16 protein-coding genes and 3 rRNA genes are annotated in these 24,177 nt (G+C 45.5%); 5 read left to right on the top strand and 14 right to left on the bottom strand.

The window, feature by feature from the left end:
- Positions 1 to 13: 13 nt before the first annotated feature.
- The 4 genes from rplW to rpsJ are packed head-to-tail and all read right to left on the bottom strand — an operon-like array spanning position 14 to position 1,902.
- Positions 14 to 313 (bottom strand): 50S ribosomal protein L23, encoded by a 300-nt coding sequence (gene rplW / locus AVL57_RS01775; protein WP_013785733.1) that lies wholly within the window; start codon positions 311 to 313, stop codon positions 14 to 16.
- Positions 310 to 915: a 50S ribosomal protein L4 gene (rplD, locus tag AVL57_RS01770; protein ID WP_013785734.1), complete on the bottom strand. Its 606-nt coding sequence runs from the start codon at positions 913 to 915 to the stop codon at positions 310 to 312. Before rplD ends, rplW begins: the two co-directional genes overlap by 4 nt.
- 18 nt (positions 916 to 933) lie before the next feature.
- Positions 934 to 1,572 (bottom strand): 50S ribosomal protein L3, encoded by a 639-nt coding sequence (rplC, locus tag AVL57_RS01765; protein WP_013785735.1) that lies wholly within the window; start codon positions 1,570 to 1,572, stop codon positions 934 to 936.
- Between the two features lie 18 nt (positions 1,573 to 1,590).
- Positions 1,591 to 1,902 carry a 30S ribosomal protein S10 gene (gene rpsJ, locus AVL57_RS01760; protein WP_006012796.1) on the bottom strand — a complete coding sequence of 104 codons (312 nt, stop codon included), beginning with the start codon at positions 1,900 to 1,902 and terminating at the stop codon, positions 1,591 to 1,593.
- A 482-nt stretch (positions 1,903 to 2,384) separates the two neighbouring features.
- Here rpsJ and AVL57_RS01755 point away from each other — a divergent pair, with 482 nt between their 5' ends.
- The gene (locus tag AVL57_RS01755) at positions 2,385 to 4,601 is read left to right on the top strand and encodes a GspE/PulE family protein (RefSeq protein ID WP_082604982.1); all 2,217 of its coding nucleotides are present in this window, start codon (positions 2,385 to 2,387) and stop codon (positions 4,599 to 4,601) included.
- 96 nt (positions 4,602 to 4,697) lie between these two features.
- Positions 4,698 to 5,189: an SEL1-like repeat protein gene (locus tag AVL57_RS01750; RefSeq protein ID WP_057794458.1), complete on the top strand. Its 492-nt coding sequence runs from the start codon at positions 4,698 to 4,700 to the stop codon at positions 5,187 to 5,189.
- Between the two features lie 99 nt (positions 5,190 to 5,288).
- Here AVL57_RS01750 and acnA read toward each other — a convergent pair whose 3' ends face one another.
- Positions 5,289 to 8,000: an aconitate hydratase AcnA gene (gene acnA / locus AVL57_RS01745; RefSeq protein ID WP_057794460.1), complete on the bottom strand. Its 2,712-nt coding sequence runs from the start codon at positions 7,998 to 8,000 to the stop codon at positions 5,289 to 5,291.
- A gap of 393 nt (positions 8,001 to 8,393) precedes the next feature.
- Between acnA and gpmA the strand changes: the two genes are divergently transcribed.
- Both gpmA and AVL57_RS01735 read left to right on the top strand, forming a co-directional pair.
- Positions 8,394 to 9,140, top strand: coding sequence for a 2,3-diphosphoglycerate-dependent phosphoglycerate mutase (gene gpmA / locus AVL57_RS01740; protein WP_057794463.1), 747 nt, complete (start codon positions 8,394 to 8,396; stop codon positions 9,138 to 9,140).
- A gap of 210 nt (positions 9,141 to 9,350) precedes the next feature.
- Positions 9,351 to 10,499, top strand: coding sequence for an iron-containing alcohol dehydrogenase (locus AVL57_RS01735; protein WP_057794466.1), 1,149 nt, complete (start codon positions 9,351 to 9,353; stop codon positions 10,497 to 10,499).
- Between the two features lie 429 nt (positions 10,500 to 10,928).
- Here AVL57_RS01735 and rrf read toward each other — a convergent pair.
- The 4 genes from rrf to AVL57_RS01715 form a co-directional block, all read right to left on the bottom strand.
- Positions 10,929 to 11,044 (bottom strand): 5S ribosomal RNA (gene rrf, locus AVL57_RS01730).
- 165 nt (positions 11,045 to 11,209) lie between these two features.
- Positions 11,210 to 14,196: ribosomal RNA gene (locus AVL57_RS01725) — 23S ribosomal RNA — on the bottom strand.
- Between the two features lie 560 nt (positions 14,197 to 14,756).
- Positions 14,757 to 16,289, bottom strand: a 16S ribosomal RNA gene (locus AVL57_RS01720).
- Together the 16S, 23S and 5S rRNA genes form the textbook arrangement of a ribosomal RNA operon.
- Before the next feature lie 611 nt (positions 16,290 to 16,900).
- Positions 16,901 to 17,575: a type 1 glutamine amidotransferase domain-containing protein gene (locus AVL57_RS01715; RefSeq protein ID WP_057794468.1), complete on the bottom strand. Its 675-nt coding sequence runs from the start codon at positions 17,573 to 17,575 to the stop codon at positions 16,901 to 16,903.
- 172 nt (positions 17,576 to 17,747) lie between these two features.
- Here AVL57_RS01715 and AVL57_RS01710 point away from each other — a divergent pair, with 172 nt between their 5' ends.
- Positions 17,748 to 18,638 carry a LysR family transcriptional regulator gene (locus AVL57_RS01710; RefSeq protein ID WP_057794470.1) on the top strand — a complete coding sequence of 297 codons (891 nt, stop codon included), beginning with the start codon at positions 17,748 to 17,750 and terminating at the stop codon, positions 18,636 to 18,638.
- Between the two features lie 207 nt (positions 18,639 to 18,845).
- On the opposite strand, the gene AVL57_RS01705 is transcribed toward AVL57_RS01710, so the two are convergent.
- From AVL57_RS01705 to AVL57_RS01685, 5 genes are all read right to left on the bottom strand, one after another.
- Positions 18,846 to 19,562: a 3-keto-disaccharide hydrolase gene (locus AVL57_RS01705; RefSeq protein WP_231751186.1), complete on the bottom strand. Its 717-nt coding sequence runs from the start codon at positions 19,560 to 19,562 to the stop codon at positions 18,846 to 18,848.
- A 131-nt stretch (positions 19,563 to 19,693) separates the two neighbouring features.
- Positions 19,694 to 20,311 carry a gluconate 2-dehydrogenase subunit 3 family protein gene (locus tag AVL57_RS01700; RefSeq protein ID WP_057794473.1) on the bottom strand — a complete coding sequence of 206 codons (618 nt, stop codon included), beginning with the start codon at positions 20,309 to 20,311 and terminating at the stop codon, positions 19,694 to 19,696.
- Positions 20,311 to 21,996 (bottom strand): GMC oxidoreductase, encoded by a 1,686-nt coding sequence (locus AVL57_RS01695; RefSeq protein WP_057794475.1) that lies wholly within the window; start codon positions 21,994 to 21,996, stop codon positions 20,311 to 20,313. The genes AVL57_RS01700 and AVL57_RS01695 overlap by 1 nt, the downstream gene beginning before the upstream one ends.
- Positions 21,997 to 22,045: 49 nt before the next feature.
- Complete coding sequence (locus AVL57_RS01690; protein WP_057794478.1) at positions 22,046 to 22,969, bottom strand: hydroxypyruvate isomerase family protein; 924 nt, start codon at positions 22,967 to 22,969, stop codon at positions 22,046 to 22,048.
- Positions 22,962 to 24,176 carry a nucleoside permease gene (locus tag AVL57_RS01685; protein WP_057794480.1) on the bottom strand — a complete coding sequence of 405 codons (1,215 nt, stop codon included), beginning with the start codon at positions 24,174 to 24,176 and terminating at the stop codon, positions 22,962 to 22,964. Before AVL57_RS01685 ends, AVL57_RS01690 begins: the two co-directional genes overlap by 8 nt.
- Between the last annotated feature and the right edge of the window lies 1 nt (position 24,177).

Genomic DNA, 24,177 nt, shown 5'->3' with positions numbered 1-24,177 from the left:
TCTAATCCCCTTCTTACTCAGCGCCACCGACAAAGTCGATGTCCTGACCTTCTTTAAGAACCACGTAGGCCTTTTTCCAGTCACTGCGTTTACCGAAAGACTGACCGTGACGCTTGGTTTTACCCTTAACGTTTACAGTACGAACGCCTTCAACCTCAACTTCAAACAGTTTTTCAACTGCAGCTTTGATTTCAGCTTTGTTCGAATCTTTCGCTACTTTAAATACAACCGTGTTGCTTGCTTCAGCAGCCATAGTAGACTTTTCTGAAACATGCGGTGCTAAAAGCACCTTCAGTAGACGTTCTTCTTTCATGCTAACGCCTCCTCAAGTTGTTTAACCGCATCAGCTGTAATTAGCACTTTTTCAAATGCAATCAAACTTACTGGGTCGATGCCTGCAACATCACGTACGTCAACTTTGTACAAGTTGCGTGCCGCTAGGAACAAGTTCTCATCAACATCAGCAGTAACGATAAGAACATCATTTAGTTCATAGTCGTTAAGCTTAGCAATAAGTTCTTTTGTCTTAGGTGCTTCCACACCAAACTTCTCTACCACAACCAAACGGTCTTGACGGATTAGTTCAGACAAGATGCTTTTGATAGCACCACGATACATTTTCTTGTTAACTTTTTGATCAAAGTCACGAGGCTTGGCTGCGAATGCACGGCCACCACCAACCCAAATTGGGCTGCGGATAGTACCAGCACGAGCACGGCCTGTGCCTTTTTGACGCCATGGCTTCTTACCACCACCACGTACTTCAGCGCGAGTCTTCTGCGCCTTTGTACCCTGACGAGCACCTGCACCGTAAGCTACAACGACTTGGTGTACCAAGGCTTCGTTGAATTCACGTCCAAAGGTCGCTTCGGATACTTCAAGAGCGCTTTGCGCATCTTTCAATGTTAATTCCATCAGTTCACTCCCCAGACGTTACGCTTTAACAGCTGGCTTAACGATTACATCGCCGCCAGTTGCGCCAGGTACGGCACCTTTAACAAGGATTAGGCTGTTTTCTACGTCTACACGTACCACTTCCAAAGATTGGGTAGTCACTTGCTTGTTACCAAGCTGACCAGCCATTTTCTTACCTTTGAAAACTTTACCAGGTGATTGGTTTTGACCAATCGAACCAGGTGCACGGTGAGACAAAGAGTTACCGTGAGTCATACGTTGTGAACTAAAGTTCCAACGTTTGATCGCGCCAGCAAAACCTTTACCTTTTGATGTACCAGTGACATCAATCTTTTTAGTGTCGTTAAAGATTTCAACAGTGATTTCACTGCCTACTTCAATATCGCCACCTTCGTTATCTTCCAGGCGGAATTCTACTAGAGCACGACCTGCTTCAACACCAGCTTTGGCAAAATGACCTGCTTCAGCTTTGTTAACGCGGTTCGTTTTCTTGCTTCCAGTAGTAACCTGAAGAGCGCGATAACCGTCAAGTTCTTCAGTACGTAACTGAGTCACACGGTTTGGGGTCGCTTCAATAACAGTCACAGGGATAGACGTACCATCTTCAGTGAAGATGCGAGTCATACCCACTTTACGACCGACTAGACCAATCGCCATTGTTATTACCCTCTCTTGTTAGCCCAGGCTGATTTGAACATCAACACCGGCAGCCAAGTCCAAACGCATCAACGCGTCAACTGTTTTATCAGTTGGCTCAATGATGTCTACTAAACGCTTGTGAGTACGAATCTCATATTGATCACGTGCATCTTTATTTACGTGAGGAGATGTCAATACTGTATAGCGTTCTTTGCGAGTAGGCAGAGGAATAGGACCGCTGACCTGAGCACCAGTACGTTTCGCCGTTTCAACGATTTCAGCCGTAGACTGATCGATCAACTTGTGATCAAACGCTTTCAAACGAATACGAATTCTTTGATTTGGCATCGATTAAGCTCCAATCGAAAGAACAAAAAAATTCACCTTTTCTCTTCCATTTTATTCTGGAAAGAAAAGATGTGCGTAAACCGATGGTTCCCAATTGGAACCCTGTTCTTTTTCCTAACACGCCTGTAGCAGTCTTATCTTATCGATTTCGCTTGCTACGCTGGCAACCACCCTAAAAGCAGTGAGGTCGCGGCTAGAAACATTGCCCTATTTGGGCAGTGGGCGCGAATTATACAGAAGGCAGGATACATTGCAACTGCTAGATCGCTTTTTGTACACATTAATTGCAAAATTAATTGCAAATATATGACTTTAGTACAGCTGCTTCTTTTCAATAGGTGATGTAAAGTTACGTTATTGTTGCACTACCTTAATGTAAGTTGTATTGCCGTTAATGCGCTATACCTATAAAGTGGTAAAACGTATGCCACAATGTTTAATCAAATTTGGATATAGCAGCGTTACGCTGTGCTAAGAGCACTATGGAAGTAGAAGACAGTCAGCATATTTTCACCCATGTTAAACGCATTCTGAATAATCACTCGTCTTTATTAGACGCTTACAGTTTGCTTGAGCCCATCATCCTTAACATGTTTGGTGCTACCCGTATGAGCATCTTTCAGCGTCGCCGACAACACCAAGACTTGGTCGCTCGGTTTAAAACGGGTAAAGAAACCTTAGAGATTAAAGTCCCTATAAGCCCTATGTCTATTGCAGGCTATGTTGCTATCTCACAACTGCCTTTACTCATAGCCGACCCTTATAACGCCGCTGAGCTGAAAGCTATTCATCCTCGTTTACGGTTTGCTGATAAATTCGATAAAGACAACGACTTCAAAACCACTAATATTTTGTGTGTGCCTATTCTTAATGCCGGCGTATTGATGGGCGTTATGCAAATTATCAATAAACAAAACGGCAGTTTTGATGATAATGATTTAGCGCGCGCCAACGACTTAGCATTAGTGTTAGGGGCTAAATTCCGTTATGAACTTGGTGGTACAAACAATCCATTTGATTCTTTATTACATAAAGGTTTAATAAACGAACCTGCATTAAAAGCACTGCTATCTACTTCTAAAGACACTCGCACTATCGTGCAGGGTTTGATGTCAGAGCATCGCGTTCCCGAGCATGAAATTGGGCATTCCCTTTCTATTCATTACCAGGTTCCCTTTATTGGTTATTTACCCGATAAGTACCATCGTTATGAAGGTGAAAGTAAACTAAACCTGTCTTATCTTAAACGTAACCATGTTGCGGTTATTTCTGATGTGGAAGGTAATCCCATTGTGTTAATGGCAGAGCCTAATAACGCGGCGCTGTTGATGGAAACGGAAAGCGCGTTGGGTATAGAGAGCTATGAAATTGCGGTTGGCCTACCTCACCACATACTACAGTATTTGGGTGAAGGTGGCGGCGGTGCTGCCCCAGGCGACATGAATGAAATTCTTGATGAGATTGGTTTATCAAGTGAGGAAAACGACGAGCTTGTCGATGAACTTTCCGACGATGCCCCAGCGGTAGTGCGTTTAGTTAGTCGTGTACTACACGATGCAAAACGCCTTGGTGCATCTGATATTCATATCGACCCTGAGAAGAATGCCCCTACTCGTGTAAGAATGCGAGTTGATGGCGTGTGCCGTGACATGAACAAGGTTCCTAACTCACACCATAATGCGGTTATTGCCCGTATTAAAATTATGTCTAACCTAAACATTGCAGAAAAGCGTGTACCTCAAGACGGTAAGTTAGCGTTTAAGATGAATGGGCAGCTGGTAGAAGTGCGTGTTGCCACCATTCCTACTGTGGCCGGTGAAGGTGTAGTTATGCGTTTGCTAGCATCTGGCGGTGCTATGCCTATCGAGAAAATGAACTTAGCGCCTACCAATTTGAAGCGCTTAGAAGACATGATTAAAAAGCCACATGGCATTTTATTAGTGGTGGGTCCAACAGGTTCCGGTAAAACCACCACCCTGCATGCTATTTTAGGTTATTTAAACACGCCTGAGAAAAAAATATGGACCGCAGAAGACCCAGTAGAGATTACCCAGCCCGGTTTGCAGCAGGTGCAGGTAAGCCCCAAAATAGGCTTCACATTTGCTAACGCCCTACGGGCATTTTTGCGAGCCGACCCCGATATTATTCTTATTGGTGAGATGCGTGATAAAGAAACAGCTCACGCTGGCATTGAAGCCTCGCTTACTGGTCACCTAGTATTATCTACCCTACATACCAACTCTGCACCTGAAACCATTACTCGTCTGTTAGATTTAGGACTAGACCCCGTAAACTTCTCAGATGCCTGCGTAGGTATATTAGCCCAGCGCCTTATTCGAACCCTTTGTGGTAAGTGTAAAGAAGAGTACGTAGCTAGTGATACTGACATGGCCTTCATTGAAAGGCAGTATGGTGCGCAGATGCTAGATGAATTAGCGTTGCCTTCTCCGCTCAAACTTCACAGAGCAAAAGGCTGTGAAGAATGCGGTAATACAGGCTATAAAGGCAGAACAGGGGTTCATGAGCTTCTAGGAATGACACCTGAATTACGCTCGTTGGTTTACAAAGAAGCCAGTGTTTCAGAGATGAAAAAGCAAGCCACCCAAGACGGTATGCGCACCTTAGTACAAGATGCCATTTTTAAAGTCATTAAAGGGGATACTGACATTCCACAGGTGCAAATTGTGGGCGGCGATTAATCATGAAATATTTACTAACACTCTAATTTTGTAGATTTGAGCGTTTCAGTATTAAATAAAGCTAATACATTTATGACTAAAGGAAAGGAAACCAAGATGAAAGCAATAGCTTTTGCGATGTTATTCGCTGGCATACTAATATCAACGGCAGCAGACGCACAATCAAGCACCAAAGACAAAATGTGGGAAAGTGAATATCTTTCGATTGTTGAAGGTGGTTTGTACGCGCTAAAAGCTGAAAAATACGAAGAGGCCTATACTAAGTTACTGGAAGGCGCGAAACTGGGTAATAAGACATCCCAATATTACTTAGCTCAAATGTATTTTCAGGGTTGGGGAATTGAACCTAACTATGAAGAGGGTTGGTTGTGGTTGCAAGTCGCGATGGAACAAAAAACGGCGGAGTGGAATCGTTCTTTTCGCTCTATTCGTGATGCTTTGCCAGAAGATTTCAAGACCTCGATGCAGCCCTATGTAGATGAACACATCGCACTGTATGGCGCGAAAGCTCAAGACTTACGCTGCGAAAAGCGTGCGGCAATTGGCTCTAATATTAAAGAGATTATCTGTAGTAAGCGATTCTACTAATTAATCGGTTAATTCATAAAAAAGCCCGAAATTCATCGGGCTTTTTTACTTTTAGCTCCTAGCGCACTAAAACGCTAAACGCCGCTTTTTATCCAATCCCTATTTCTTCAAATATTGGCGAATTACATAATGCAAAATACCGCCGTTTTCGAAATAAGTGAACTCGTTTGAGGTATCGATTCGAATATCCATCGAGAACGTCTGCGACTCGCCTGCATCAGACGTTACAGTTACATCTACTTCTTTTTGGTCGCGACTTACTGCACCAATTGAGAAGGTTTCGTTACCTTTAATTCCTAAGCTACTCGCACTGTCGCCAGGCTTAAACTGTAACGGTAATATGCCCATACCAATTAGGTTAGAACGGTGAATACGCTCATAGCTTTCCACCATTACCGCTTTCACGCCCATTAATGAGGGCCCTTTGGCGGCCCAATCTCGGCTAGAGCCTGTACCGTATTCTTTACCACCAACGACCACGGCACCAACACCTTCCTCTTTATAACGCATAGCCGCGTGGTAAATAGACATAGCTTCACCGCTTGGGTAGTGGGTAGTTGCACTGCCCTTTGTACCCGGCGCTAACTGATTCTGTAAGCGAACATTAGCAAAAGTCCCCCGCATCATTACTTCGTGATTACCACGCCTAGAACCGTAAGAATTAAAGTCTTTGGTATCTACGCCCTCTGCTTGCAAGTATTCACCTGCAGGGCTGTCTGGCGCTATCGCGCCTGCCGGAGAGATATGATCTGTGGTGATTGAATCGCCCACTTTTACCAAACATCTCGCGTTCTCGATAGCGCTAAGAGCTTCAGGTTGCTCGCCCATGGTTTGGAAAAACGGCGGATGTTTAATATAGGTAGAGTCGGGCCAATCGTATACTGATGTTGGGCTAACCATTAGGTCATTCCACACACCACTTCCTTTAAATACGTCTGCGTATTTTGCCTTGAAGATATCACTGGTGACATGTTCGGCAATATGGCTTTGAATTTCATCTTCACTTGGCCATATATCTTTTAAATATACTGGCTCGCCATTGCTGCCTAACCCTAATGGCTCTTTAGTAATATCAATATTCATATTACCGGCTAACGCATAGGCCACCACCAATGGTGGCGACGCTAAATAATTCGCTGCAACATCTGAATGAATACGACCTTCAAAGTTACGGTTCCCTGATAGTACAGAGGTAACAGTAAGCTTGGCCTTTTTGATTGCATCGCTAATAGCATCAGGCAAGGGCCCTGAGTTACCAATACACGTAGTACAACCATAACCTACAAGGTTGAAACCGAGTGCTTCTAGTGGGTCCATCAAGTTTGCATCTTCAAGGTATTGCGTCACCACCTGCGAACCAGGGGCTAATGAAGTTTTTACCCAAGGCTTTCGGGTTAACCCTTTTTCCGCCGCTTTTTTCGCAAGTAACCCTGCCCCAATAAGCACTGAAGGGTTTGATGTATTGGTACAACTGGTAATGGCCGCAATAACAATAGCGCCATCTTCTAAGTTAAATTTATTGCCACGGAATTCTACATACGAATCATGCTCTTCGTTCACTTCAGGTACTGCACCGCCTTCTGCGACAAACTCAGTTTCTTCGTCTAGCACTTTCACATCAATCTGCGAACGGTGCCATTCATTGAATGCCTTCGAAGCGCTATCTAGCGCAATTCTATCTTGAGGGCGTTTAGGTCCTGCAATAGAAGGCACAACGTCGTTTAAGTCCAGCGCTAACGTTTCGTGGTATTGTGCATCTTTACTGAAGTCGTCGTGCCACAGCGAACTTTCCTTCGCATACGCTTCAACAAGTTTAATCTGTGATTCGTCACGCCCGGTTAAGCGCAGATAATCTAGCGCCACTGCATCGATAGGAAAGATACCGCAGGTTGCACCATATTCTGGTGCCATGTTAGCAATAGTGGCGCGATCGGCTGTGGTTAAATGCTTCAAGCCCGGACCATAGAATTCTACGAACTTACCCACAACACCGTGTGCTCGTAATTGCTGGGTAATAGTCAGCACCATGTCGGTTGCGGTTACGCCGGTAGGCAGTTTACCATCTAAACGAAAGCCCACTACTTTAGGTAGTAGCATGGTAACGGGTTGGCCTAGCATGGCCGCTTCCGCTTCAATACCGCCTACACCCCAGCCTAATACGCCAAGCCCATTAATCATGGTGGTGTGTGAATCGGTGCCTACAAGCGTATCGGGATACACTAGAGTGTCGTTACCTTCTTGCTTGGTGAAAGCAACACGAGCAAGGTATTCAAGGTTAACTTGGTGGACTATTCCTCGACCAGGAGGAACAACTTTGAAATTATCGAAGCTTGATTGCCCCCATTTTAAAAACTGGTAACGCTCTTTATTGCGCTCAATTTCAACGTCGGTGTTTTTCTCTAACGCGTTTTCTTCTGCGAAGAAATCAACCATTACTGAATGGTCAATTACCAACTCCACGGGATTTAGGGGGTTAATAGCCTGAGCATCGCCCCCCAACTTGTTAACTGCATCGCGCATGGCGGCCAAATCAACAATGGCTGGAACACCAGTGAAATCCTGCAAGATAACGCGGGCAGGAACGAATGAGACTTCATGCTCGACGTGATTTTCAGTGTTCCAGGTAGCAACTTGTTCAATGTCGTCACTGGTCACAAACTCTTCGTTTTCGTGGCGCAGTAAGTTTTCTAAGAGAATTTTAATACAATACGGTAATCGGTCGAGCGCAAAGTTCTCATTTACTTTGTCAAAGCTAATGGCTTTGAAGGAATTGCCATCGACATCGATATTGGAAAAAGATTGATATTTCACGCGCTCACCATCCTTATTTGCCTGTCATAAATATAGTTTTAGGAGCAAATTAGGAAGCGCTAACCTTATTGAATTGCAGTGCTATTGGTCACTTCTATTTTGCACTGCAATGATTTAGCGCTCCTACTTACTCTCACTTATAGCTGTATACGGTAACAAAGTGAAAAAAAGTTCATGTTGATTTCATCCCCTTGCCCTAGCAGTTTACGTTGCTACTTAAAGGGTCTACTTTGCTACTTCGCTTGTCTTACCTGTTAAACTTGGCTTTTCGAAACTGGATTTTTCATTGCCGATCAACGATGATAGCGTTCATCTTTTTTCGTATCCGTCTGACGTACCAATTCATTGGCACTCGTCGGGCATTTTCACTTTAACGCCGCAGGTAACCTTACTATGTATAAACTGGTACTTATTCGTCATGGAGAAAGTCAGTGGAACCTTGAAAATCGTTTCACTGGTTGGCACGACGTCGACTTAACTGACACAGGTGTAGCACAAGCTAAAACCGCTGGTCAGTTAATGAAAGATGCAGGTTTTGAATTCGATCAGGCTTACACGTCTGTATTACTTCGTGCTATCAAAACGTTGAATATCTCTTTGGAAGAAATGGGTCAACACTACTTACCTGTTGAGCGTCACTGGCGTTTGAACGAGCGTCACTACGGTGCGCTTACAGGGCTAGACAAAGCTGAAACGGCCGCTAAGCATGGTGAAGAGCAAGTTAAAGTTTGGCGTCGTAGTTTCGACATTCCACCACCAGCAGTAGATACTGACAGCGAACACTTCCCAGGGGTAGATCGTCGTTACAATAACGTTGATGCCGAGATCCTTCCTCGCGGTGAAAGCTTGAAGATGACCATCGAGCGTGTACTTCCCTACTGGCACGATGTTATTCGTCCAGACATTCAAGCTGGCAAGCGCGTTATTATCGCTGCTCACGGCAACAGCCTTCGCGCATTGGTTAAATACTTAGATGGCATGTCTGATGAAGACGTACTAAGCCTAAATATTCCAACTGGCGTACCTTTGGTATACGAGCTAGACGAAAACTTGAAGCCTATCTCTAAAGAATACTTAGGCGACCCAGAAGCGATTAAAGCAATGATGGATGCCGTTGCTAAGCAAGGCAAAGCTAAGTAATCAAAAGCTTAGTAATTAAAGCTAACGCTGACTATTAGAGCGACAACTAAAAACCGCAAACAATGTTTGCGGTTTTTTTATGCCTACTAATCTTATATGGACACTTTTTAAAGCGTTTCCCTTTTCTACCATTATCATTGTTACTAATTTGTAAACAGCACCTAATCCCTCTACATTGGCATCAAGCTCAGTTTTTACAGCAGGTGCACTATGCAGGTATCGGTCTTCAAATCAGCCAATAAACTCATTACGGGCGAGGGTGCGTTAGCGAACCTTGCCAATGAGCTTTCAAGATTAAACATAAAGGCCCCCGCCATTATTACCGATAAAGGCGTTAGCCAATCAGGTGCCCTTAGCCATGTAACCAATGTGCTGAATTGCGAATGCACTATTGTAATAGACGACATTCCCCCTGAACCTGAAATAGGCATTATTGAGCAAAGACTTACTCGATTAAAACAACATAAAGTAGACGGAATTATTGCCGTTGGCGGCGGTAGCGCAATAGACAGCGCCAAAGTGCTTGCGGCTACGTTTGATTACACGGGCAATATTACAGAGCTGTTTGGTGAGAACTTGGTTGCAGGGCGCACATTACCCCTCATTGCCATTCCCACCACGGCGGGTACAGGTTCAGAAGTCACTAATATTGCCATATTGGCCGACCCCATCGCGCACGTTAAAAAAGGCATAGTAAGCGATTACCTGTTACCCGATGTTGCGATTGTGACACCTGAAATGACATTAAGCTGCCCGAAACACATTACTGCCGCCAGCGGTGTGGATGCCTTTGTGCATGCGCTTGAGGCCTACTTATCCGTTAATGCCAGCCCTATCACCGATGCACTGGCTAGCAAGGCCATGACACTTATCTTTCACTCGCTCCCCCTAGCCTATGCAAACGGCCACGATATTAAAGCACGTGAAGATATGGCAACAGGAAGTTTAATGGCAGGTTTGGCATTTGGGAACGCAGGAGTTGGCGCCGTGCATGCGCTAGCTTACCCCCTAGGCGGTCGCTTTCATTTATCTCACGGGATGAGCAATGCGGTTATGTTGCCCCATGTTATGCGCTGGAATATAGGCGCATGCCAACAGCGATTTGTAGATGTGGCGGTTTTTTTACACTTACCCGTTGCCAATAAAACCACGTTAGAGATTGCTAATCAGGTAGTAGATGCCATTGAAGCATTGTGCAGAAACGTAGAGATCCCCGCCACACTGCGTGACTTTGACATTAGCGAAGACGCTATTCCCTTGTTAGCGGAAGAAGCGAGCAAGGTGACTCGGTTACTACGTAACAACCCAAGAGTATTAAGCAAACAAGATATCGCACAGATATACAAAGAGGCGTTTTAAACGCCTCAGCAATCTTACTTATGCTTCTGGTTTAGTGGGCTTTATGCCCACATATACTTTCATGTTCATATTTCACTTGGTGGGGCTTATGGGATTAACTAAATTACTTAAATTGAAAGCTTATGTTTTAAAGCAGACAGATAAGCTATGGCATGAAATATGTAGCTTAACCTACTAGCCTCACATGATTTTATTATTTTTTCTGTGTAACTTACTATAGGTACGTAATTAAGCGACTCACTTTAACCATAGTTTTCAGTAGTGGCGTATTAATATATTATTTTGAAGATCTGGATACGGCTGGAGTCAGTCGATCAGCATAAGTAAGCTACATGGTAACTTCTACCAACGGGCTTCGCGCTAACTCACACTTTTCTACAAGCATAAAAAAAGGGCTATCCGTTAGGATAGCCCTTTCTTCGAATGGGAGCTTGGCAGTGTGCTACTCTCACATGGGGAAACCCCACACTACCATCGCCGCTAATACGTTTCACTTCTGAGTTCGGAATGGGATCAGGTGGTACCGTATCGCTATGGCTGCCAAGCAAAAACTTTTGCAAACGTTAGTTTGCGTAATACCGACTTATTTAGTCCATATTACTTTAATAATTAACAATTTAGGAATTCTGATATTCACGTAATCAATCTTTGAGCACTGAGTACTACTACTCTAGTTGCTATTAGCTTTGTCTTACAACACTCAAGATATAAAGCCTCTGCCTCTCGGGCAATTAGTACAGGTTAGCTTAACGCCTTACAACGCTTCCACATCCTGCCTATCAACGTCATCGTCTATAACAACCCTTCCGGACTTTAAAAGTCAGGGATGACTCATCTTTGGGCCGGCTTCCCGCTTAGATGCTTTCAGCGGTTATCCGTTCCGAACGTAGCTACCGGGCAATGCCATTGGCATGACAACCCGAACACCAGCGGTTCGTCCACTCCGGTCCTCTCGTACTAGGAGCAGCTCCCATCAATCATCCAACGCCCACACCAGATAGGGACCGAACTGTCTCACGACGTTCTAAACCCAGCTCGCGTACCACTTTAAATGGCGAACAGCCATACCCTTGGGACCGACTTCAGCCCCAGGATGTGATGAGCCGACATCGAGGTGCCAAACACCGCCGTCGATATGAACTCTTGGGCGGTATCAGCCTGTTATCCCCGGAGTACCTTTTATCCGTTGAGCGATGGCCCTTCCATACAGAACCACCGGATCACTATGACCTACTTTCGTACCTGCTCGACGTGTCTGTCTCGCAGTTAAGCTAGCTTATGCCATTGCACTAACCTCACGATGTCCGACCGTGATTAGCTAACCTTCGTGCTCCTCCGTTACTATTTGGGAGGAGACCGCCCCAGTCAAACTACCCACCAGACACTGTCCATAATCCCGATAAGGGACCAATGTTAGAACATCAAACATACAAGGGTGGTATTTCAAGGACGGCTCCACACAATCTAGCGACTGTGCTTCGAAGCCTCCCACCTATCCTACACATGTAGGTTCAATGTTCAGTGCCAAGCTGTAGTAAAGGTTCACGGGGTCTTTCCGTCTAGGTGCGGGTACACAGCATCTTCACTGCGATTTCAATTTCACTGAGTCTCGGGTGGAGACAGCGTGGCCATGGTTACACCATTCGTGCAGGTCGGAACTTACCCGACAAGGAATTTCGCTACCTTAGGACCGTTATAGTTACGGCCGCCGTTTACCGGGGCTTCGATCAAGAGCTTCTCCGAAGATAACCCCATCAATTAACCTTCCGGCACCGGGCAGGTGTCACACCCTATACGTCCTCTTGCGAGTTAGCAGAGTGCTGTGTTTTTAATAAACAGTCCCAGCCACCTGGTCACTGCGGCCCTCATCTGCTCAAGGAGCAAGTCCTATCACAAACAAGGGCGTACCTTCTCCCGAAGTTACGGTACAATTTTGCCGAGTTCCTTCACCCGAGTTCTCTCAAGCGCCTTAGTATTCTCTACCTGACCACCTGTGTCGGTTTGGGGTACGGTTTATATAATCATAAGTTTAGAAGCTTTTCCTGGAAGCAGGGCATCAACAACTTCACTACCGTAGTAGCTCGTCTCGCATCTCAGCTTTAAGCGTCCGGATTTACCTAAACACTCGGCCTACTTGCTTTCACTTGGACAACCAACGCCAAGCTTGCTTAGCCTTCTCCGTCCCTCCATCACTGATTATATAAGTACGGAAATATTAATCCGTTTCCCATCGACTACGCATTTCTGCCTCGCCTTAGGGGCCGACTTACCCTGCCCTGATTAGCATGGGACAGGAAACCTTGGTCTTCCGGCGTGGGAGTTTTTCACTCCCATTATCGTTACTCATGTCAGCATTCGCACTTGTGATATGTCCAGCAGACTTCTCAATCCACCTTCATCCACTTACACAACGCTCCCCTACCATACGTGTAAACACGTATCCGCAGCTTCGGTATATTGCTTAGCCCCGTTACATCTTCCGCGCAGGCCGACTCGACTAGTGAGCTATTACGCTTTCTTTAAAGGGTGGCTGCTTCTAAGCCAACCTCCTAGCTGTCTATGCCTTCCCACATCGTTTCCCACTTAGCAATATTTTGGGACCTTAGCTGGCGGTCTGGGTTGTTTCCCTCTTCACGACGGACGTTAGCACCCGCCGTGTGTCTCCCGGATAGTTCTCATTGGTATTCGGAGTTTGCAAAGGGTTGGTAAGTCGGGATGACCCCCTAGCCTTAACAGTGCTCTACCCCCAATGGAATTCGTCCGAGGCTCTACCTAAATAGATTTCGGGGAGAACCAGCTATCTCCCGGTTTGATTGGCCTTTCACCCCCAGCCACAAGTCATCCCCTAACTTTTCAACGTTAGTGGGTTCGGTCCTCCAGTTGATGTTACTCAACCTTCAACCTGCCCATGGCTAGATCACCGGGTTTCGGGTCTATACCTAGCAACTAAACGCGCAGTTAACACTCGCTTTCGCTACGGCTCCGCTATTCGCTTAACCTTGCTACTAAATATAAGTCGCTGACCCATTATACAAAAGGTACGCAGTCACCCCATCACTAAGCACCCTGCTTGATTTTTGGCGGTTTACCGTTGGCTGCTTCGCAGGTCAACGTTACGCGCTTATCAAACGGTTGCACTTTGTGAGTCACATCACTAAAGGCACTTAGTGATGGGGCTCCCACTGCTTGTACGTATACGGTTTCAGGTTCTATTTCACTCCCCTCACAGGGGTTCTTTTCGCCTTTCCCTCACGGTACTGGTTCACTATCGGTCAGTTAGGAGTATTTAGCCTTGGAGGATGGTCCCCCCATATTCAGTCAAGATAACACGTGTCCCGACCTACTCGATTTCACAAAAACAAACACTTCGTGTACAGGGCTATCACCTTGTATCGCGCCACTTCCCAGAGGCTTCCACTACGTTCATAATTGCTTAAGGGCTAATCCCCGTTCGCTCGCCGCTACTAGGGGAATCTCGGTTGATTTCTTTTCCTAAGGGTACTTAGATGTTTCAGTTCCCCTCGTTCGCCTCGTTACACTATATATTCATGTAACGATACCTATAAATAGGTGGGTTTCCCCATTCGGACATCTGTGGCTCAAATGCATTTTGTCGGCTCACCACAGCTTTTCGCAGACTTACACGTCCTTCATCGCCTCTAACTGCCAAGGCATCCACCGTATACGCTTAGTCAACCCCAAATGGCCTTCGTTAACACTTCCTATTCTTCCTAAATTTTCCTCGTTCGCTCAGTTACATACTAAAAGTATGTGTCTTCGCTTACTCGTCGATTTAGTCGACTAGAAACTGTTACCTCGACCATTGCACTAATAATCTTATAAATAAGAATATTAAAACAATGATTGAGCGAAGCGCTCTCCCGCCTTTTGAAATCAGGACTGGATGAGATCTAACTCAGTTGTATGCATGACAAGCTAATCGTGAAATTGCCTTGCTATCTTCTTGCTAATCGGACTTGCCGATTGGCACGCTTTTCAACGCTTTTTCGATAACAAGCAATTCAAGTCAAGTAGAGTAGTAAGTACGTCTTTCGACTTCTCAATTACTCAAATTTTGATTGATTTACTAATTAAATATCAGCTTTCCAAATTGTTAAAGAACATAATGCTTTCAAAGAAAGCACTTAAGTTTGATTTCACAATCAAACTTAAGCGCTCTAAGGCACATCTTTAAACTATTAAACAAAACAATCTGTGTAGGCACTACACTAACAATGTCACCATCGACATTTTTGGTAAGGAGGTGATCCAACCCCAGGTTCCCCTAGGGTTACCTTGTTACGACTTCACCCCAGTCATGAAACACAAAGTGGTAATCGTTCTCCCGAAGGTTAAACTAACTACTTCTTTTGCATCCCACTCCCATGGTGTGACGGGCGGTGTGTACAAGGCCCGGGAACGTATTCACCGCAGTATTCTGACCTGCGATTACTAGCGATTCCGACTTCATGGAGTCGAGTTGCAGACTCCAATCCGGACTACGACATACTTTAAGGGGTCCGCTCCACATCACTGTCTCGCATCCCTCTGTATATGCCATTGTAGCACGTGTGTAGCCCTACACGTAAGGGCCATGATGACTTGACGTCGTCCCCACCTTCCTCCGGTTTGTCACCGGCAGTCTCCTTAGAGTGCCCAACTAAATGCTGGCAACTAAGGACAAGGGTTGCGCTCGTTGCGGGACTTAACCCAACATCTCACGACACGAGCTGACGACAGCCATGCAGCACCTGTGTTTGAGTTCCCGAAGGCACGAAACCATCTCTGGTAACTTCTCAACATGTCAAGTGTAGGTAAGGTTCTTCGCGTTGCATCGAATTAAACCACATGCTCCACCGCTTGTGCGGGCCCCCGTCAATTCATTTGAGTTTTAACCTTGCGGCCGTACTCCCCAGGCGGTCTACTTATCGCGTTAGCTTCGCTACTCACGACTTAAAGTCACAAACAGCTAGTAGACAGCGTTTACGGTGTGGACTACCAGGGTATCTAATCCTGTTCGCTACCCACACTTTCGCACATGAGCGTCAGTCTTTGGCCAGGGAGTCGCCTTCGCCACTGATGTTCCTCCAGATATCTACGCATTTCACCGCTACACCTGGAATTCCACTCCCCTCTCCAAGACTCTAGTCTGCCAGTTCTAAATGACCGTCCCAGGTTGAGCCCGGGGCTTTCACATCTAGCTTAACAAACCGCCTGCGTGCGCTTTACGCCCAGTAATTCCGATTAACGCTCGCACCCTCCGTATTACCGCGGCTGCTGGCACGGAGTTAGCCGGTGCTTCTTCTGTTGTTAACGTCACGGCTAGCAGGTATTAACTACTAACTTTTCCTCACAACTGAAAGTGCTTTACAACCCGAAGGCCTTCTTCACACACGCGGCATGGCTGCATCAGGGTTTCCCCCATTGTGCAATATTCCCCACTGCTGCCTCCCGTAGGAGTCTGGGCCGTGTCTCAGTCCCAGTGTGGCTGATCTTCCTCTCAGAACAGCTAGAGATCGTTGCCTTGGTGAGCCTTTACCTCACCAACTAGCTAATCTCACTTGGGCCTCTCTTTGCGCCGGAGCCGAAGCCCCGTTTGGTCCGAAGACATTATGCGGTATTAGCAGTCGTTTCCAACTGTTATCCCCCTCGCAAAGGCAAGTTCCCAAGCATTACTCACCCGTCCGCCACTCGACATCATCTAGCAAGCTAGACATGTTTCCGTTCGACTTGCATGTGTTAGGCCTGCCGCCAGCGTTCAATCTGAGCCATGATCAAACTCTTCAATTAAATAAATATATCGAATATGAATCGTCGTTGTGTGACACTCTTAATGAGTGCCCACACAGATTGTCTTGTTATAAATTGTTAAAGAACATAGTGCAGAATCTCGACGCTTTTTTGTCGTGACTTCTGCGCAAGAAGGACCAACATTACTCTCAGTTGATTCATTTTCCTTGCTAGCGGACAACCTTGGTTGTCGCAATTCACTATAAGCCTTGGCTTGTTAGTGACTCACCCTGTTCGAGTGAGGTGCGCATTATACGCTTGAAGCTTTCAGTGTCAACACTTTTTGAAAATTTATTTTCTGAAGCGTTTTCTTTAAAACCCCGTCACACTTGGCCTTAAAGGTAAGTAGTGACTTGCTTTGTCAGTGTAAGTTATTTCACTTTCCTGTCGAAGCGGATGCGCATTCTAGAGATTTCTGAGCCTGCGTCAACCCTTGTTTTAAGAAAAGTGTAATAAACTGAACCATTCGGTTAATTTTCACTCAGATGAGATAATAAGTAGACAATATGGACTAATTACTAATAGGATGGGACTATAATTCCTATAAAGTAGTAGTCCGTTAGTGGTAATAGACTACGCAATAAATATAAAACATCTATTTACCTAGTACGCTAGCTATTTAGATGCTTAACTATAGCCTCTGCAACGGCGTGAGCACTTGCTGGGTTTTGGCCAGTAATAACACGCTCATCTTCAATAACATGTACATTCCATGGCTGAACTTTACTAAATTTAGCGGCTTTACGAGCTAACGCCTCTTCAAGTAAAAACGGAATATCGTTAATAGTGCCGTAATCCACTTCTTCTTCGCGGGTAAAACCAGTAATTGCCTTACTTGCAATTAGGTCTTCGCCGTTACTAAGTTTAATAGGTAACAGTGCTGCTGGACCGTGACATACCGCGCCAATAATACCGCCGTTTTCATAATGGGCAGCAGACAACTTGGCAAAGTCTTCGTTGCTTGCTAAGTCTGACAATAATCCAAAGCCACCTGGATAAAACACAGCATCATATTCATTAATGTTCACGTTTGACACGCTCATGCTGTTGCTGGTGCGCTGTTTAAAGTCTTCGTTGTTTAACACCGCGGCATTAACGTCGTCGCCTTCAATGTCGGTACCGTAAATAGGAATAGCACCGCCTTTAATAGACGCGATATCGTAATCTACGCCATGCTTATTAAAAACATCAATTGCATGGGTGATCTCCGGCGAATAAGTACCGTTCGCTTGATCAGTAGTACCTAGTGTTGCGTGGTTTGTTACTGGGATAAGTATCTTTTTCATGGTTTCTTCCTATGCGTAAGGCACATTATCTGCGCCGTAGTAATCATGTGCATACACTATAGAATATCCCTGAAAATTTGATAATATACGAAATAGTTAAATCACTATTGCCATACAGCAACAATGATACTCTTTAAAGCGTAAACGAATTTACATCACCCGAGTTGAACGAATGGAAAGCTTCGAAGGCATTATAGAATTTGTAGCCGTGGCCGAGCGTAAAGGCTTTTCAGCTGCGGCCAAACAACTAGGTTGCAGCACGAGTCACATCAGCAGGCAAGTTGCTCGGCTTGAAGAGCGAGTTGGCTGTACCTTATTGGCCCGCTCTACCCGCCAAGTCAATTTAACCGAGAACGGCGCGCTTTATTATCAGCACGCTAAAGACTTACTTATTGGCCTTCAACAAGCCAATGAACAGGTAAGCCTTCAGCAGGTAACACTTGATGGCGTGCTGCGAGTAAGTGCCGCAGGCGGGTTTGCTGAGCACGCCGTGGCGCCCGCGTTAATGCAATTTGCTTTAGCGCATCCTAAGTTAACCATTGATATGGACTTTAACAGTCGCATGGTTAACTTTGTGGAGGACGATGTAGACTTTGTTATTCGCTACGGCGAACTGGCCGACTCTAGCCTAGTTGCGCGTAAACTGATTGAAAGGCCCATGATGGCGGTTGCCACACGGGAATATTTAGCGCAATTTGGCGAACCTTTAAACCCGAGTGATTTGAAAAAACATAGCTGCGTTATTTCTAATAACGATGTATGGAAGTTTTCAAACAATGGCGTACAAGAAAATATAAAAGTGAAAGGCCGTTGGCGCAGTAATAATGCGAATGCGGTACTTGATGCGTGTGAACGAGGTTTGGGTATTGGCTATATGCCTACAAGTACCTTTAGTGCGTCGGTTGAAGCTGAAAAGTTACAGCCCATACTACAACCTTACTGGGGCGACGGGGCAAGCAGTTGGATTGTGTATCAGAACAAACGCTTCATGCCGCTTAGGGTTCGAATGGCCATCGATTATCTGGTGCAGTACTTCGCAGATTGGGAAGACAAAGCGCTATGAGGGCTTTGAAAGCTTTCATAACGAGATGCGCTAACCGTGCGCTTAGCGTAAATACTCCACGGAATAAAACCCGCCATAAAACATGCTAGTAAAATAGGCCAATAAAAAACAGCCAGCAGGTCTTTCATTAAAGCACCTGCTGACAGTATGTATCGATTGCTTATGTTTAGCGTTTAGCTGTATATCAGCAAAACTTGCGCTTTTTGCCTACAGCTCTCGCACCCACATGTTTTTAAAGCTGACTAAGTTACCATGATCTTGCAGCTGAATAGGCTCACAACCATGGGCTTTATATTTCGGTGCACCAATCCACTCGGTAGTACCCTGTATCTCTACATGATTTTGTACCACCACGCCGTTATGAATAACGGTAATATACCCAGGCGATTCAAGTGCCTCGCCATCGAATACCGGTGCTTTAAAAATAATATCGTATTCTTGCCATTCACCTGGCGCGCGCATAGCGTTTACCAGTGGAATGGTCTGCTTATACACACTGCCCGCTTGCCCATTTGGGTAAGTGGCATTGTTGTAGGAATCTAGCACCTGAATTTCATAGCGTTGTTGAAAGAAAATACCGCTATTATTACGCTGTTGCCCTTCCATATCAGGCTCTGGCTGAGGCACTTTCCACTCTACGTGCAGCTGCACATCACAAAAACCTTGTTTGGTTTTAATATCGCCCGTACCCGGCTTTACCGTAAGCTCACCGTTTACAAACTGCCAATTGGCGTCACCACCTTTTACCGACTCCCACGCCGACAAATCGTTAGCTAATAAGGGGATCGCGTCAGAAGGAACCGCGTTCTTCTTCGCGGTGACTACTGCGGGTACTGGCTTCCACACTTCTGTTTTGGCCGCTTGTTTTTCACGCTCCGCGCGCTCAAGTTGCTCTGCACTCTCAGTATTATCAGCAAAAGCCATAGGCGTCATTGATGTTGTTAACAGAGCAGCTAATGCAGCTACTTTAGCCAACCCGTTGTTATGTAATTTCATGTATTTTTCCCTGCACAATGTATTTGGTTTCGCAGCTAACTCTTTTTTACGTGAAAGTCTTAGGTAGCCCACGCTCTGTCACCTTTTTTATAAGGCAGCTCACCATTGTAATAACCGGGAATTGCTACATAACGTAGCACCTTAGTTGAACCTAATTTCGACGTGAAAAAGGTATACAAGGTAAGCTGTTTCAGTAACGTGAAATAGTGCGGAATAGGCCCTTCGCTGCCTGTTTCCCATTGACTTGGTTTAGCCGTTGGAATGCCGTTGCTAATACCTTCAGCCAAATTAGCGGCTTTCGCTTCTGTATCTAGCGTTGTAAATAAGGTTTCACGCTGCGAACTACTTAATAACAGGAAGTCTTTTTTAAATGCTGCATTACTACGAACATTAATCGCCTTCATGCCGTCTTTAAACGCTTTTTGTAGCTTAGGGGTATAACAATCAGCAACAATAACCGGAATCACTAAGCCAACATTTGCCGCTTTTGCTCCCGGCGTGTCGGTTTGCGGAATGATGACTTCTGCCATTTCATTAATGAGCGCCACATCTTCTTTTGAAAAGCCTGTTTCAGACAAAGGCACAGGGGCAACAATGTCATAGGCCAACGCTTTGCCACCCACAAGGGCAGTACCTGTGGCGGTAGCAATGAGTTTTAATAAGTCTCTACGTTCCATTACAAGTTTCTCCGCTTTAACTCTTCTACAGCAAAGCTAGCCGCGCGAGCGGTAAGTGCCATATAGGTAAGTGATGGGTTTACACAACTTGCGGATGTCATACACGCACCATCGGTAACAAATACGTTAGGAGCATCCCATACTTGGTTGTGACCGTTTAGCACTGAGGTTTTAGCATCACGCCCCATACGTGCAGTACCCATTTCATGTATACCCATGCCTGGTGCGTAGTCTGCATCCCAGCCATTCACGTTTTTAAGCCCAGCAGCCTCAAACATATCGATGGCATCTTGCTGCATGTCTTTACGCATTTTCAGTTCGTTTTCTTTTATCTCAACATCCATAGCGAGTACGGGCAAACCCCACTTGTCTTTTACTTTTTTGTTCAGATAAATGCGATTTGAATGGTCAGGCAACATTTCACCAAAGGCAGTCATACCTATTGTCCAACCACCGGGTTCTGACATAGCCTCTTTTAAGCTTGCACCAACACCTAACTCAGCCACATCTTGTCGCCAGCCTGAACGGCTAGCGCCACCTTGATAGCCAAACCCACGTAAGTAGTCTCGTTTGTCATCGCCCCAATTTCTAAAGCGCGGAACATAGAAACCACTTGGGCGGCGACCATATGTATATTTGTCGTCGTAGCCTTCAACTTGTGCTGACGCACCCACCCGGAAATGGTGATCCATCACGTTATGACCTAATTCACCACTGCTGCTACCTAAACCGCCATCCCATACATCTGTGGCAGAGTTCATAAGTAACCACGATGAATTGAATGCAGAAGCATTCACAAAAACAATCTTACTTTTGAAAACATAAGTCTCGTTCGTTTCAGCATCAATAATTTCAACACCAGTCGCGCGCTTCTTGTCTTTATCAAACAAGATTTCTTTCACTATAGAGAAAGGGCGAAGCGTTAAGTTACCGGTTTTCATTGCTGCGGGAAGCGTTGAAGACTGAGTACTAAAATAGCCGCCAAATGGGCAACCCAACCAGCACTTATTGCGGTACTGACAATTTGCACGTCCGTGCTCTGGCTTCGGCTCTGTCATGTTTGAAGTGCGGCCGGAAATAATATGACGAACGCCGCTATAGGCTTTTTGCACTCGTGCAGCCACGTCTTTTTCAACGCAGTTTAGTGCCATGGCGGGCTGGTAAATACCATCGGGCAACACATCTAGGCCGTCGCGGTTTCCGCTAATACCTGCAAATTTTTCTACGTAGTCGTACCAAGGCGCCACATCTTCATAACGAATAGGCCAGTCTACGGCTACGCCTTCTTTGCCGTTCGCTTCAAAGTCAGCTTTGTTTAATCGGTAACTCTGTCGCCCCCAAGTAAGCGAACGCCCACCGACGTGATAGCCTCGATACCAATCAAAGCGTTTGTCTTCTACATAAGGGTTTTCTACTTCGTTCGCCCACATGCCTTTGGTAGATTCATTAAGCGGATAGTCTCGCTTAAGTACAGGGTAATCTACTTTCATCGCCTGTGTAGGCAGGTCGCGATGTGGGTAGTCCCACGCCTCTTTGTGTGCGTTTTTGTAGTCTTTAATGTGCTCGATGTTTTTACCGCGCTCAAGCATTAGTACTTTTAGGCCTTTTTCGGTGAGTTCTTTGGCCGCCCAGCCTCCGCTAATACCAGAACCTACTACGATTGCATCGTATTCGTTCGTTGCCATGTTATGTCCCCTTAAACACGCACTTCATGTATGGTGTTTGATTGTAAAGTCATACGTCGCAGATACTGATCGCTTCTTTAAGCGATTCAACTCTGCCTGCTTTTGTATCTGGTGTTGGAATAAACTCTTGCGCTAAATATCCATCGAAACCTGTTTCTAAAATGGCCTTAGCAATGGCTGGATAATACAGCTCTTGAGTGCTACCAATTTCGTTTCGTCCTGGCACACCGGCGGTGTGATAGTGACCAAAATAAGGATGAAAATCGCGAATGGTGCGAATAATATCGCCTTCGTTAATTTGCATATGATAGATGTCGTACAGCAACGAAAAGTGCTTACTATTAAGTCGCTTACACAACTGAACACCCCATTTTGAACTATCGGCCATGTAGTCAGGGTGGTCTATTTTGCTATTAAACAGCTCCATAAATATCACCACACCGCGCTTCTGGGCATGAGGTAAAATGCGCTTTAAACCTGCCACCGCATTGTTCAACCCCTCCTCTTTACTCATTCCACGGGCATTGCCGCTAAAACAAATAAGGTTGGTGTAGCCAGCATCAGCAACAAGGTCGATATGCTTTAAGTATCGCGCTTCTAATTCGTCGTGAAGTTCACTATGAATGAAGCCATCTTCAAGGCTAATTTCAGCGCCATTGCACATAGAAGAATCGATACCGTGTTGCTTGAGTACCAGCCAATCTTCAGGCCCCACTAAATCAATCGCCGAGAAGTTAAGCTCTTTCACTGTATTACACAGCTCTTCTATGGAAAGATCGCCATATGTCCAGCGACTAACAGAATGATTAATATTGCCTTTAAGCGATGATTGCTTCATGCCATTCTCTGTTCGATTTGCCTTAATATCTGCTGTACTGCCCGCGTGTGCGCTGTGAAACGCTGAAGGTGCTAATACACCAGCGCCCGTCAGCGCCATCGCTTTTATCAAGCTTCGTCTGCTTTCGTTATGCATTGGTGCTAACCTTTTCTGACTTAAACAACATCAAGAAAATAATTAATACAACAGCCGCAAAGCCTGCTGGGAACAGCCAGATATCTTGCCAACTGTGAGATGTTGCCGTGGTGTACTCATCAGTTATTTTTCCAGCTACTGCAAAACCAATCAGCATACCTACGCCGTATGTGGCTAAAGTTATTAACCCCTGTGCGGCGCTTTTAATACGCTCACCTGCTTTCGCATCGGTATAAATTTGGCCAGACACAAAGAAAAAGTCGTAACAAATACCATGCAAGGCTATGCCCACAATCAGCATAAACAGCCCTTCGTCTGCATTACCAAAAGCGAACAAGGCGTAACGTAGTACCCAAGCAGCCATGCCAATTAACAAGGTAGCTTTAATGCCAAATTTATTTAGAAACACAGGTAGTGCAAGCATGAATAACACTTCAGACACCTGGCCTAAGGTCATTTTCCCAGTGGCATTTTCAACACCAATTTCGGTTAAAAACGGATTGGCATTTTGGTAGTAAAACGCAAGGGGAATACAAATAAGTACAGAAGATAAAAAGAAGACGAAGAAGTTCTTATCCTTAAGCAGCGCTAGCGCATCTAGCCCCAACACATCGCGTAAACCTGTCTTTTGGCCTGCCGCTTTTGGCGGTGTTGCCGGTAAGGTGAAACTGAATATGCCCAAGGCTAACGATGCTATTGCACATAACATAAAGGTGTTTCTAAGCATGCCATCGGCAATAGCAGAAGTGGAATCCCAAGAAAACACGTAACTAATAAGTAAGCCCGCGACAATCCAGCCTACTGTGCCCCACACACGAATTTTGCCAAACTCCTTTGAAGGATTTGTCATTTGCCCAAAAGCGACTGAATTCACTAGTGCAAGGGTTGGCATATAAGCAATCATATAGCCCAAAACATACGGATAAAAGGTGGTGAAGTCGCTCGCCTGATACATCATATACATGAGTACCGCGCCACATAGATGCAGCACACCTAAGATGCGCTCGGCATTAAAAAATCGATCGGCAATCAACCCCACAATAAATGGCGCAATAATGGCCCCCCAGCTTTGGGTTGAAAAGGCCATACCAATTTGACCGCCACTGGCCGCTAGGGTGCCGGCTAAGTAAGTCCCCAAGGTGACAAACCAGCCCCCCCAGATGAAGAACTGCAAAAACATCATGGTGCTAAGACGAAGGGTTATCATG

The organism is Alteromonas stellipolaris, from assembly GCF_001562115.1.
Taxonomy (GTDB): Bacteria; Pseudomonadota; Gammaproteobacteria; order Enterobacterales; family Alteromonadaceae; genus Alteromonas; species Alteromonas stellipolaris.
This window is presented reverse-complemented; position numbering and strand designations above follow the sequence as displayed.

Bases quoted from the DNA above. Each gene is read 5' to 3' on its own strand.
- rplW (WP_013785733.1), bottom strand. From the start codon at position 313: ATGAAAGAAGAACGTCTACTGAAGGTGCTTTTAGCACCGCATGTTTCA.
- rplD (WP_013785734.1), bottom strand. From the start codon at position 915: ATGGAATTAACATTGAAAGATGCGCAAAGCGCTCTTGAAGTATCCGAA.
- rplC (WP_013785735.1), bottom strand. From the start codon at position 1,572: ATGGCGATTGGTCTAGTCGGTCGTAAAGTGGGTATGACTCGCATCTTC.
- rpsJ (WP_006012796.1), bottom strand. From the start codon at position 1,902: ATGCCAAATCAAAGAATTCGTATTCGTTTGAAAGCGTTTGATCACAAG.
- AVL57_RS01755 (WP_082604982.1), top strand. From the start codon at position 2,385: ATGGAAGTAGAAGACAGTCAGCATATTTTCACCCATGTTAAACGCATT.
- AVL57_RS01750 (WP_057794458.1), top strand. From the start codon at position 4,698: ATGAAAGCAATAGCTTTTGCGATGTTATTCGCTGGCATACTAATATCA.
- gpmA (WP_057794463.1), top strand. From the start codon at position 8,394: ATGTATAAACTGGTACTTATTCGTCATGGAGAAAGTCAGTGGAACCTT.
- AVL57_RS01735 (WP_057794466.1), top strand. From the start codon at position 9,351: ATGCAGGTATCGGTCTTCAAATCAGCCAATAAACTCATTACGGGCGAG.
- AVL57_RS01715 (WP_057794468.1), bottom strand. From the start codon at position 17,575: ATGAAAAAGATACTTATCCCAGTAACAAACCACGCAACACTAGGTACT.
- AVL57_RS01710 (WP_057794470.1), top strand. From the start codon at position 17,748: ATGGAAAGCTTCGAAGGCATTATAGAATTTGTAGCCGTGGCCGAGCGT.
- AVL57_RS01705 (WP_231751186.1), bottom strand. From the start codon at position 19,562: ATGGCTTTTGCTGATAATACTGAGAGTGCAGAGCAACTTGAGCGCGCG.
- AVL57_RS01700 (WP_057794473.1), bottom strand. From the start codon at position 20,311: ATGGAACGTAGAGACTTATTAAAACTCATTGCTACCGCCACAGGTACT.
- AVL57_RS01695 (WP_057794475.1), bottom strand. From the start codon at position 21,996: ATGGCAACGAACGAATACGATGCAATCGTAGTAGGTTCTGGTATTAGC.
- AVL57_RS01690 (WP_057794478.1), bottom strand. From the start codon at position 22,969: ATGCATAACGAAAGCAGACGAAGCTTGATAAAAGCGATGGCGCTGACG.
- AVL57_RS01685 (WP_057794480.1), bottom strand. From the start codon at position 24,176: ATGATAACCCTTCGTCTTAGCACCATGATGTTTTTGCAGTTCTTCATC.